This window comes from Sphingobium sp. GW821-FHT02B05 (genome assembly GCF_059421905.1).
The window spans coordinates 88,970-100,438 of the sequence record NZ_JBWKVW010000009.1 but is presented as its reverse complement, the minus strand read 5'-3'; the positions used below and the strand labels follow the sequence as shown (position 1 = coordinate 100,438).

9 protein-coding genes are annotated in these 11,469 nt (G+C 64.0%); 5 read left to right on the top strand and 4 right to left on the bottom strand.

Going from position 1 to position 11,469, the window contains the following annotated elements; translation table 11 throughout:
• On the top strand, positions 1 to 194 hold a 194-nt coding region (locus AC07UX_RS18580; RefSeq protein ID WP_495193460.1), incomplete at its 5' end, for a hypothetical protein.
• Positions 195 to 237: 43 nt separating this feature from the next.
• Here the strand turns inward: AC07UX_RS18580 and AC07UX_RS18575 are convergent.
• On the bottom strand, positions 238 to 1,815 hold the full coding sequence (locus AC07UX_RS18575; protein ID WP_495193459.1) for a sensor histidine kinase: 1,578 nt from the start codon (positions 1,813 to 1,815) through the stop codon (positions 238 to 240).
• Positions 1,812 to 2,522: a response regulator transcription factor gene (locus tag AC07UX_RS18570; RefSeq protein ID WP_495193458.1), complete on the bottom strand. Its 711-nt coding sequence runs from the start codon at positions 2,520 to 2,522 to the stop codon at positions 1,812 to 1,814. Before AC07UX_RS18570 ends, AC07UX_RS18575 begins: the two co-directional genes overlap by 4 nt.
• A 197-nt stretch (positions 2,523 to 2,719) precedes the next feature.
• On the opposite strand from AC07UX_RS18570, the gene AC07UX_RS18565 reads away from it, so the two are divergent.
• A complete protein-coding gene (locus AC07UX_RS18565) occupies positions 2,720 to 3,205 on the top strand; it encodes a YfbK domain-containing protein (protein ID WP_495193457.1) in 486 nt (161 codons plus the stop codon).
• A gap of 18 nt (positions 3,206 to 3,223) precedes the next feature.
• Here the strand turns inward: AC07UX_RS18565 and AC07UX_RS18560 are convergent, their stop codons facing one another.
• A complete protein-coding gene (locus tag AC07UX_RS18560; protein WP_495193456.1) occupies positions 3,224 to 4,120 on the bottom strand; it encodes a pirin family protein in 897 nt (298 codons plus the stop codon).
• Positions 4,121 to 4,146: 26 nt separating this feature from the next.
• On the bottom strand, positions 4,147 to 4,467 hold the full coding sequence (locus AC07UX_RS18555; protein ID WP_495193455.1) for a hypothetical protein: 321 nt from the start codon (positions 4,465 to 4,467) through the stop codon (positions 4,147 to 4,149).
• Between the two features lie 307 nt (positions 4,468 to 4,774).
• On the opposite strand from AC07UX_RS18555, the gene AC07UX_RS18550 reads away from it, so the two are divergent.
• Genes AC07UX_RS18550 through mprF form a run of 3 tightly spaced genes read left to right on the top strand, consistent with a single transcriptional unit; the run spans position 4,775 to position 11,468 of the window.
• On the top strand, positions 4,775 to 8,152 hold the full coding sequence (locus tag AC07UX_RS18550; RefSeq protein ID WP_495193454.1) for a trifunctional glycoside hydrolase family 18/polysaccharide deacetylase/glycosyltransferase family 2 protein: 3,378 nt from the start codon (positions 4,775 to 4,777) through the stop codon (positions 8,150 to 8,152).
• Complete coding sequence (locus AC07UX_RS18545) at positions 8,149 to 8,880, top strand: AcvB/VirJ family lysyl-phosphatidylglycerol hydrolase (RefSeq protein ID WP_495193453.1); 732 nt, start codon at positions 8,149 to 8,151, stop codon at positions 8,878 to 8,880. The genes AC07UX_RS18550 and AC07UX_RS18545 overlap by 4 nt, the downstream gene beginning before the upstream one ends.
• On the top strand, positions 8,877 to 11,468 hold the full coding sequence (mprF, locus tag AC07UX_RS18540) for a bifunctional lysylphosphatidylglycerol flippase/synthetase MprF (protein ID WP_495193452.1): 2,592 nt from the start codon (positions 8,877 to 8,879) through the stop codon (positions 11,466 to 11,468). The genes AC07UX_RS18545 and mprF overlap by 4 nt, the downstream gene beginning before the upstream one ends.
• Position 11,469: the final 1 nt, after the last annotated feature.

Here is an 11,469-nt window from a genome sequence, read left to right as displayed (position 1 = left end):
GACAACTAAAGAGGGACAGCCAACCTTCCCTGAAACTTCTTCCAGGGGAGCAGCCTCCCATCAATGTTGGCGACCAAGCGAAGCGAGAACCAGAAGCGCTCACCCCGTCGGTGGAGTGGCATCTAGGCGCGACCGATGAGTCGGTCAACGGCTTTTTTCAAAAAAATGTCATGCCCGGCTGTATGACCGGGTGAGGGACCAAGGCGCGTGCGAGGGATTGGATAGGGGCCAGACCTCCTATTGCGGCGCCAACGGGCATGAAATGCGGAAATGGGCGCCCTGAAGCGAAGCCAGAAGCAGGAGGTCTCCGCGATAGGCTTCCAGCAAGGACCTCGCGATCGCCAGGCCAAGGCCCGTGCCGCCCTGCTCCCGTTTGCTCGTGAAGAAAGGATCGAAGATCTTTTCCCGATCACTCCGAGGAATGCCAGGACCGTCATCGATGATGTCTAGACGGGCAATGCTATCTGCTACGGTCGCGCTGATAACGCATTTTGTCGCGCCAGCTTGTCGGGCATTGTCGGCAAGGGTCGTCAGCACCGCCTCCAACGCGCCCGGGTCGATCGCCAATATCGGTGGCTTTTCCGGCAAAGCTATGGCGATCGTGAAGTCTCGCCCACCCAGCGCATCGGCCACCGCCGCCAACAGAGGCGCAACGTCGGCACGCGCATCCCGCCGCCCCACCATAACATCGGCGCGTGCCAGTTCCATCAGACGCCGCACGAGCCGGGAGAGCCGTTCCGCATCGGCCGCCATATTCCCCAGGAAGCGGGCACGATCGGCCGGCGCCATGTCTGTCCCATGATCCTGCAACAGCTCTATCGCGCCGGAAATGGCGGCAAGCGGCGTCTTGAATTCATGGCTGACCGAAGAAGCGAAATCACGTAGATAGCGCGAGCGCTTCTCGATACTGTCGGCCATCTGTTCGAAATCCTCGAACAAGGTCCGGATCTCCACCACCTGTAGCGAGGGACGCCGCGGGGCGATGCGGCGGCCCGACGCGAGGCTGCGGGTCGCGCGACTCAGTCCCTCGATCGGCCGCACGATCGCGCGAGACAATATGGCGGACAGGAGCAGCAGCAGCACGAAGATGGCCGCCACTCCAAGCATGATCTTGCCCCTGTCTTCATAAAGGCCAAGAAACAGCGCCCGCGGCGACCGGGAAAGGAGCAGCACGGCGATAACCTTCCCATCGACGCGGATCGGTCGCGCATGATGCAGCCTGATATTCCCGGCGCGGCTGAGCCATGTCAGCGGATAGGCGGCGACATAGCCTTCATTCTGCCGCAGAACCGTCACCGACCTGCCCGCCAGCGCTGCCTTGATCTCTGGCAGGGACGCCAAGCTTCTGCCTCCCTCCTGCCCATTCAGGACCACTCCCTGCCGGTCCAGCATCAATATGGAGGAAAGGGTCGTGAGCTTGGTTTCCTGAAAGGCGGGCAGCATCCTGCGTGCGATGCCGACCGCCAGGCGATCCGGACGCTCCTGCGTTCGAAGCGCCGGAGGACGAGGCGGCAAGACCGGCGAAGCGCGCAAATCCACCTCCGTCATCCGGTCATGATAGCGGATAGCGACGTTTGGCCCGATGTCCGGCATAACAGTGCCATTTGCGACCACCGCCGCGCTGGCGGCCAGCGCCGCCCCCTGCGCCACCAGTTCTGCCTCGGTCCTGCGGACCAGCGCATTTTCGTAAACGCGCAGGAAAATCGCTCCAAAGCCAGGGAGCGCCGCCACGAACAACAATGTGCCCAGCAAAATCGTGCGTAAGCGCAGGACCGGCCAATAGCGGGCAATCCATGCCTTCGTCGTCAGGATCATGCGGGCGGCGCAGCCCCGCTACATCCCCCAAGCCGATAGCCGATGCCCGCTCGAGTCTCGATCAGATCAACTCCCCCCAAATCGGCGAATTTGCGTCGTAAGTTGCGGACATGACTATCGACGGTTCGGTCGGTCAAGGCAAAGCCCGGCCCGCGGAACCGGTCGATAATCTGGTCGCGGGAAAAGATGCGCGTCGGCATGGCCAACAAGGTGCGTAATATGGTGAACTCCGTCACCGTCAGGCTGACTTCCCGCCGCTGCCAATAGGCCGACCAGCTGTCCGTATCCAGGCTGAGCAAGCCATGGCGCATAATGCCGACATTCTCGACCGTTGGCGGCTTGCCGGCCGTGCGACGCAGGATCGCCATCGATCTTGCCACCACCTCGCGCGGGGAGAAGGGCTTTACCACATAGTCATCGCCACCCAATTCTATGCCAAGCACCCGGTCAATTTCATCATCCCGCGAGGACAGGAAGAAAATGGGCACATCATCCTGCGCCCGCAGCCTGCGGCACACCTCCAGCCCATCCATACGCGGCATGTTAATGTCGAGAATGACGAGATCGGGCCGCTGACGCGCGACCTGCGTCAGAGCCTCCTCGCCATCGGCGGCCTCGATCGTCTCCAAGCCCGCCTTGCCGAAGGCGAAGACGAGCAGCTGGCGAATATGGGGGTCGTCGTCCACGATCAGGATAGTGCTGGGCATGGGACACATGATCATTTCCCGATCTCCCCTGTCAACGCATGAACCATTTTATGATCGATATTATTGGGCCGAACTGGCGATCGCATAGCGGACAGCAGCGTGAACGGGCCGACACAGCCGCCATCGCGATGGCGTCGGAACAAGAACCAGTCGTCCAACCCGACGACCAGCAAAGCCCATGATGATTTCCAACGAACATGCGCCGCGAGGCGGGCAGAGGCAGGCATGATCTTGTCTCCCTAAAAGTCGGGGCAAGATGCTGGCTCCCCAAGCAGATCAGGGCGTACTGCCGATCAATAGTTGGCGCAGCGCAGATACAGAAAATGTGCAGTGCCGGCTACAACCCGCGCAATTCTGCGGACCTCGTCTGGCATAAGCGATGTCAGCGAACTGGCCACCACAAATTACCCGACGGCGAAGCCAGCCAACTGATCGAGCAGCCGATTCCGACCGCCCTGATTGCCAAGACCGGCAGGCCGCAGGGCGACATGGCCTTTGCCGCCGCAGTAGCGGCCTTCGGTCAGAAATTGCGGGGCGACACCAGGCTGGTTGGGTTCGATTATGCCGACATCATCCGCCTGACCGGTTCGCAGTCCGATTATTGGCGACAGGAATGTGTGCAATTGGCCAATCTGGCGGCATCCAGAGACCATGCGAATGGGGTCGGGAACGCGGGGGACTGATCCCGCGCCCTTGGACGGTCAGGCCGGGAGCGGAATGAAATCGCTCTCGTCCGGCACCCTTGCGAAGCGCTGGGCCTGCCAATCTTCCTTGGCCTGCTCTATCCGTTCAGCCGACGAAGACACGAAATTCCAGTAGATGTTGCGCTTTTCGGGCAGTGGTTCGCCACCCAGCAGCATCAGCCGTGCGCCGCCTCTCGCCCGTAGCACGATCTCCGCACCCGGCTTGAACACTACCAGTTCCCCCGTGGCGAAGCCGCCGGTCTGGCCGATCACTTCTACCTCGCCAGCAACCACATAGATGGCGCGTTCGATATGCTCCGCCTTCACCTGATAGCGCGCGCCATCCTGAAGCGCGACATCGGCATAGACCATATCGGAATAGGTCTTGACCGGCGACACCAGACCATCGGAACTGCCGGCAATGAGCGTCAGGCGAGTGCCTGCATCTTCGATCGTTGGTATCGCATCTGCCTTGTGATGGGAAAAGCCGGGGTCGGTTTCCTCATATTGGGTCGGCAGCGCCACCCAGGTCTGGAGGCCGAACAGCTTGCCACCCTTGGCGCGATTTTCGTCGGAAGTGCGCTCGCTATGGACGATACCGCTGCCTGCGGTCATCCAATTGACCTCGCCCGGCCGGATCGACTGGACCGACCCGACGGAGTCGCGGTGCAATATCTCGCCCTCCAGCAGATAAGTGACGGTGGCCAGCCCGATATGCGGGTGCGGGCGGACGTCCAGCCCCTCACCGCTGTTGAACACCGCCTCCCCCATCTGGTCGAAGAAGATGAAGGGACCAACCATCCGGCGATGCGCGGAAGGCAGCGCGCGGCGAACGGTAAAGCCATCGCCCAGATCGCGGACGGGCGGCAGGATGATCGTATCGACAGCGTCGATGTCGGAAGAACGGATGGACATGAAGCGGTTCCTTTCGGAAAAATGGATCAGGCGCCGAGCAGCGCCAGGGCTTCGATCTGGGCGCGGGAAAAGCCCTGCGCGGCCAGGGTCGGGACATGGCGTTCGGCCAGTTGCCGGGTACGGCCCGTTTCGCAGAGGAAATCGCGCACCGGATGGAGTTGGGCAGGCAGTGTCGCGGGCAGCGCCTTCTTCGCGCCGATCAGGGCATCGACCGCGTGGCCTATCCGCGACCGCAGCGATCGGGCGGCGGCCGGTTCGCCGCAACCACAATCGGCAACGGCATTCAACGCCACCTGGACGGCATGCCATTCGGCGGGGCTGAGTTGCGGTGTGGCGATGGTCAGCATGACGAAACTCCTGCGCGGCTATGCAGCTTTCATAGCGAGCCTGGGCTTTTGCGATCAGCCTGATAAATTCAGGCCTTATGTTCGATAAAGTTGAATATTTGTCGAAGCTGCCCAGTCCAGAGCGAGTGGTCGAAACCCCATGGCAAATCCGCAATCCCAAGTTGCCCCATGACGAAACTGTAATGATGCGCTCATCCTGCTGATGCGTGGACTATCCTATCCAAGGTCGCGGTCAATTTCCTCGACCGTGAAGTGAGAGGCGGCGTCTCCCCCTGTTGCGCCGCCTCTCCAATCGCACGGATAAACGATGCACAGGCCGATCTTCTACGATGCCAGCGGGCGTCGCCGCCGCTTCACCCTGCCTGCTCTGTTTGCGATGCTGCTCGCAATAGCGCTCGCCGCGGTCGCCTTCGCCCTGACCATCGTCGATGTCCCCATTCCGCCAGCCGTGCCGCTGCGCATGGAGCGTCCGCGCGCAGAAGGCATCGGCCAGAAGCTCGGTCATCTGAGCGCGAAGCTGCGCGCCGGTTTTGCCGAATGGCTGCCGCATGGCAGTTCTCCGATCCCTGGCCATCCGATAACCGCCGCCTTCTATGTCCCGTGGGACGATGCCAGCCGTGCGTCCCTGCGCCAGCATGTCAACCATATCGACTGGATCGCCCCCGCCTTGTTATCCGTCACCGGTCCCGCACATCGGTTGCAGGTGACGAACGACAATAATTTCGCCGCGATCATCCGTGCCGCCCATCGCCGCCCCAAGATCATGCCGGTCGTTCAGAATGTCGCCGATGGCGCGTGGGACGGCAAGGGCACGGCAGCCTTGCTCCATGATCGTCGCGCCCGCACGGCCTTTCTCGATCAGTTGATCCCTTCTCTCAAGGCTATGCACGCAGCCGGTATCGTCTTCGATTTCGAAGCGCTGCCATCTGCCGCGCAGCATGATTATCTGTCCTTCCTGCAACAGGCCGCTCCGGTACTGCGCGATCAACATCTGCTGATGACGTTGACCGTGCCGGTGGACGACAGCAGTTGGAATCTTGCCCGCTATGGGCAGTTGGCCGACCGGCTGTTCCTGATGGATTATGACCAACATTATATCGGCGACACGGCCGGCCCGATCGCCGCCCAACCATGGTTCGTGCAGCGGTTGCGCGCGGCCCTGAAGGTCGTGCCGGCCGCCAAGACCATCGTGGCCATCGGCAATTATGCCTATGACTGGACCGAAGGCGCGGCCAACGCAGACACACTGTCTATCGAGGACGCATGGCTGTCCGCGCATGACAGCGGCGCACCGATCCGCTTCGACCCGGAGTCGGGCAATGCCAGTTTCGACTATCAGCAGGATGGGCAGGTCCACCATGTCTGGATGCTGGACGCCGCAAGCGGCTGGAACCAGGTTCGCGCGGCACGGCTGGCCGGCACCGGCGGCATCGCGCTGTGGCGGCTGGGGTCGGAAGATCCCGGTTTCTGGTCCGCACTCAAACAGCGCAATGCGACGCCACCCGTCGCCATGGGTCGATTGACCAGCTTCAATTCGGTCGATGTGGAGGGCAATGGCGAGATACTGCGGATCGACGATGTGCCGACCATCGGCCATCGCACGCTCACCATGGGGGCGGGCCGTACTGCCGGCCTCATCACAGAAGAGCATTTCGCCAGCCTGCCCACCCCCTATGTCATCCGCCGCACCGGCTATCGCCCACATGAGGTTGCACTGACTTTCGATGATGGTCCTGATCCGGTCTGGACCCCTCCGATCCTCAATATCCTGCGCCAGGCGCATGTACCGGCGACCTTTTTCGTCATAGGTGAAAATGCGATGATGCACCCCGGCCTGTTGCGCCAGATCGTCGCACAGGGCAGCGAGATCGGCAATCACAGCTATACCCACCCCAATCTGGCGCAGGTCTGGGACAGGGGCGTATCGCTGGAACTCAACAGCACGCAGCGGTTGGTGGAAGCCTATACCGGCCGCGCGATGCGTCTGTTCCGCGCGCCCTATTTTGGAGACGCGGAACCCACCACGGCCGATGAGATCGGGCCGGCGCTGGAGGCGCAGCAGGCAGGTTATCTCAATGTAGGTCTGCATGTCGATCCGGGTGACTGGACCCGTCCGGGTGCCGACGCCGTCGTCGCGCGCACCATTGCCCAGGTGGAGGCCGGCAGCGCCGATCGTTCGGCCCAGATCATCCTGCTGCACGACAGTGGCGGGGACCGGGCACAAACCGTGGCGGCGCTGCCCCGCATCATCCAAGCGCTTAAGGCGCGCGGCTATCGCTTCGTGCCGGTATCGACGCTGGCCGGCCTGACGCAGGGGCAGGTGATGCCACAGGTTCGCGGCGCGGATCTGGCCGCCGTGCGGGTCGATGTCGCCATCTTCCTCATCCTTGCCGGCATTGCCATGACGCTCAAATGGCTTTTCTTCGCCGTCATCCTGTTCGGCATCGGCCGCGCCGTCATGCTGGCCGGGCTTGCGTTGGGCAGCCGGTTACCGCGCAACCGCATCGCGCCGCCCGCGATCCAACCGGACCTCTTCGTGTCCGTCATCATCCCCGCCTTCAACGAAGCCAAGGTAATTGAAACATCGGTGCGCCGCGTCCTGTCCAGCCAGCAGGTCGGGCTGGAGGTCATCGTCGTCGATGACGGGTCGACCGACGGTACCAGCCGCATCGTCGCCGAAGCCTTCGCCGGCGACAGCAGGGTACAATTGCTGACCCTGGCCAATGGCGGCAAGGCGGCGGCGCTCAATCGCGCGCTCGAACTGGCGCGGGCACCAATCATCGTCGCGCTCGATGCCGACACCCAGTTCGAGCCGCTTACGATTGCACGCCTCGCCCGTTGGTTCGCCGATGCGCAAGTCGGCGCGGTCGCCGGCAACGCCATGGTCGGCAACCGCATCAATCTGGTCACCCGCTGGCAGGCGGTGGAATATGTCACGGCGCAAAATCTCGAACGGCGGGCGCTCGCGCGATTCGGGGCAATCACGGTGGTTCCGGGCGCGGTCGGCGCGTGGCGGCGATCGGCGCTGGACGCGGTGGGCGGCTACCCGGTCGATACGCTGGCCGAGGATCAGGATTTGACCATCGCCGTGCAGCGCGCCGGCTGGCGGATCGCCTACGATACCGAAGCGGTCGCCTGGACCGAGGCACCGGAAAGCTTTCGCGCCCTGTCCAAGCAGCGGTTCCGCTGGGCCTATGGCACGCTGCAATGCCTGTGGAAGCATCGCGGCATCTGGCGGGACGGCAAGCCTGCGGGCCTTGCCTGGGTCGGCCTGCCGCAGGCCTGGCTGTTCCAGATCGGCTTTGCGCTCGTATCGCCCATCATCGATCTGGCGCTGGTGGTCAGTGCGCTCGACACCGCGCTGCGCATCCATCAACATGGTTGGGCGCAGACTGAAAGCGACGTGCTGCGCATGGCGCTCTACTGGATCGCCTTCACCGCCATCGACATCGCCTGCGGTGCCGTCGCCTATCGGCTGGAGCCTCGTGAAAAACGCTATCCCGCTTTGCTGCTGGTAGCGCAGCGCTTCATCTACCGGCAGATCATGTACAGCGTCGTCATCCGCGCCGTGGGCACCGCCATCCTTGGCCCCTGGGTCGGCTGGGGCAAGCTGGAGCGCAGCGGTCGGGTGCAATCGACCGATGGGCAGCACGGCGGAACCCCCGCATGGACGCACGCGGCATGAGCCGATCGACGATCGGCCTGGCGGGCCTGACCTGCGCATTGCTGCTGGCGCTTTGCTATATCGGCTATATCGGCAATGGCGCGCTGTTTGACACGCTCCCTGCACCCGCGCCCGTACATCAGCACCAGCCACGCGCCGTCGCGCTCTATTTGTCGGGCGATATGGGCTTCCACGCCGGGCTGGGACCGGACGTTGCCGAACGTCTGACCCGACAGGGCATCCCCGTGGTGGCCGAAAACAGCCTGCACTTCTTCCGCACTCGCCGTACGCCGGAAGAAGCCGGCGCCATGATTGCCGATGGTCTGCGCCGCGCCATCGCGCTCGATCCCGACGCCCGGCTGCTGCTGCTCGGCCAATCCTTCGGTGCAGACGTGATCGCGCCCTCACTGCCCTATGTGCCGACGGATTTGCGCCGCCGGATCGCCTTTATCGGCCTGATCGTGCCCGGCGCGACGCGCCAGTGGCGCGCGTCTCCGTCCGAAATCTTCTCCTTCAACGAACCGGAAGAGGATGCCATCACCGCCGCCCGGAAGCTCAGCTGGACGCCCCTGCTCTGCATCCATGGCGCGGATGAGGCCAGCAGCCTTTGCCCGGCGCTGCGTCAGCCCAACGTCACCCGGCTGGAACTGCCCGGGGGCCATCCGCTGCACCATGATGCCGACGCCGTGAGCGCCGCCCTGTTGCAGGGGATCGGGCGCGCAGTCGGCGCGCGCGACGCCGCCCGATGACCAGCCTCGCGCTCCCCCGTTCCATCGGCCCGCGTCGGCAATTGCTGGGCGTCGCCCTGCTCCTGCTGGCGGCGACCCTCGCCTTCGCCGCGCTCGACCATCTCTTCACCGAAATAGAATGGCATGCTGTCCGGGCTGCGTTCCACGCCATTCCACCGCTCGCGATCGCCGCCTGCGTCCTGCTGACCGTCCTCAGCTATCTTGCCCTTACCCTTTACGATCATCTGGCGCTGCGCATCATCGGCAGCGGGATCGGCTGGCGCACGGCGGCGCTGGCATCCTTTTGCAGCTATACGCTCAGCCATAATCTGGGTCTGGCAATCGTCACCGGCGGGTCGGCCCGGCTGCGCATCTATGGCGCGGCGGGTCTGGGTCCGGGCGACGTCGCACGCATCATCGCGTCGGCCAGCTTCGCCTTCTGGGGCGGCGTTTTCACGCTGGCTGCGCTGGCTATGACCCTGCATCCCGCCGCCATAGCGCTGGGCGGCTTGACGCTGGACCCGATCACGCAGCGCGCCATCGGAATCGTCCTGCTCTCCGGCGCGGTGCTGCTCCTCGCCGCGCTCGGCCCGACGTCCCGACCGGTCAACCTCTTCGGCTGGACCCTGACACTGCCCAGCAGGGCGCAGGGACTGGCGCAGATCGGCATCGCCTGCATCGACCTGGCCTTTGCCAGCGCCGCGCTGTTCGTACTGGTCCCCCATCTCTCACCCGCGCTCTATCCGGCATTCTTCCTGGGCTATGTCCTGGCGATCATCACCGCCCTCATCAGCCATGTGCCAGGCGGCATCGGCATATTCGAAGGGGTGATCGTCGCCACCCTCCCCAATGTCGATCAACCGGGGCTGATCGCGGCGCTGATCGCCTATCGCATCCTCTATTATCTGGTCCCTCTATTCGTGGCCGTGATCCTCATCACCGCGCATGAAAGCCATGCATGGCGGCGCCCGGTCAGTCAGATGGTCGGCGGCGCGCAGATGCTGGCCCGCGCGATCGCCCCCACCATGTTCGCCGCGCTGGTGGCGGTGGGCGGCACCATATTGCTCATCTCAGGATCGCTGCCCGCCGTCCCCGACCGGTTCCGCACCGTGGCAGGCATCATGCCCATGCCGTTCGTCGAGGCGTCCCATCTTGCCGCCAGCATGACCGGCGCGATGCTCATCCTGCTGGCTTCGGGCCTGTATCGACGACTCGATGGCGCCTTCTGGTTGACCCGAATGCTGCTGATCGCCGGCGCTCTGTTCTCGATCAGCAAAGGGCTGGATTATGAGGAAGCGACCATCCTCCTGACGATCGCCGCGCTGCTGCAAGGGAGCCACGCGGCCTTCTACCGCCGTACCAGCCTGACATCGGCGATATTGACGCCGGGATGGATCGCCACCTTGGGCGTCGCCATCGGCCTGTCCATCTGGATCGGCTTCATCGCTTACCGCCATGTCGATTATCAAAGCGATCTGTGGTGGCAGTTCGGCCGTCATCAGGACGCCTCCCGCTTCCTGCGCGCGGCGCTGGCGACCGGCGTGGTGATGGTCGGCGCGGCGATCATGGCTCTGCTGCGTCCGGCCGCCGATCGCGGCGAAGATAGCCCATGCACACCGCTCAGTGCGTCTGCGCTCGCCCTCGCCAGCCGAACCGATGCCTACCTGGCGCTGACCGGAGACAAACGTTTCCTCACCTCCCCGTCTGGCCGCGCTTTCCTGATGTATCAGGTGCAGGGGCATAGCTGGATCGTCATGGGCGACCCGGTCGGCGATCCGGCGGAATGGGGCGATCTGTTGTGGCGCATGCGCGAGCAGGCCGATGCAGCGCAGGGGCGACTGTTGCTCTATCAACTGACCCTTGACGCCCTGCCGCTGGCCCTCGACCTCGGCCTGTCGATCGTCAAATATGGCGAGGAGGCGCGGATCGACCTGAGCAACTTCACGCTGGAAGGGTCGCAGGCCCGCCCCCTGCGCCATGCCCTCCGCCGGACCACGCGCGATGGCGCCACCTTTGAAATCATCGCAGCAGCGCACGTGCCGGCGCACCTGCCCGAATTGCGCGCTGTGTCCGACGACTGGCTGGCCGCCAAAGGCGCAGCCGAAAAAAGCTTCAGCGTCGGCCGTTTCGGAGACATCTATATGGCAAAATTCGACTGCGCCGTCGTACGCTGCCACGGGCGGATCGTCGCCTTCGCCAATATCTGGGCGACGGCGGACGGGCAGGAATTGTCCGTCGATCTCATGCGCCACAGCCGCGACGCCCCGCCCGGCGTCATGGACTTCATCTTTACCAGTCTGCTGCTCTGGGGACAGGAACGGGGCTATCGCTGGTTCACGCTGGGCCTGGCGCCCTTGTCGGGGTTGGAAGCACGCCGTCTTTCTCCGCTCTGGGTCAAGGGCGCCGCCTTCCTCTATCGCCATGGCGACGCCTTCTATGGCTTTGGTGGATTGCGTGCCTATAAGGCGAAGTTCGCGCCGACCTGGGAGCCGCGTTTCATCGCGGGGCCACAGGGTCTATCGCTGGCGCGGGCGATGGTGGACCTTCAGCGGCTGATCGGCGGCGGGAAAGGCAGCACGGCCGCCCGGATGCGGGAGGCCGGGAAATGAG

Coding starts and splice junctions, on each gene's coding strand:
- AC07UX_RS18575 (WP_495193459.1), bottom strand. CDS start 1,815: ATGATCCTGACGACGAAGGCATGGATTGCCCGCTATTGGCCGGTCCTG.
- AC07UX_RS18570 (WP_495193458.1), bottom strand. CDS start 2,522: ATGCCCAGCACTATCCTGATCGTGGACGACGACCCCCATATTCGCCAG.
- AC07UX_RS18565 (WP_495193457.1), top strand. CDS start 2,720: ATGCGCCGCGAGGCGGGCAGAGGCAGGCATGATCTTGTCTCCCTAAAA.
- AC07UX_RS18560 (WP_495193456.1), bottom strand. CDS start 4,120: ATGTCCATCCGTTCTTCCGACATCGACGCTGTCGATACGATCATCCTG.
- AC07UX_RS18555 (WP_495193455.1), bottom strand. CDS start 4,467: ATGCTGACCATCGCCACACCGCAACTCAGCCCCGCCGAATGGCATGCC.
- AC07UX_RS18550 (WP_495193454.1), top strand. CDS start 4,775: ATGCACAGGCCGATCTTCTACGATGCCAGCGGGCGTCGCCGCCGCTTC.
- AC07UX_RS18545 (WP_495193453.1), top strand. CDS start 8,149: ATGAGCCGATCGACGATCGGCCTGGCGGGCCTGACCTGCGCATTGCTG.
- mprF (WP_495193452.1), top strand. CDS start 8,877: ATGACCAGCCTCGCGCTCCCCCGTTCCATCGGCCCGCGTCGGCAATTG.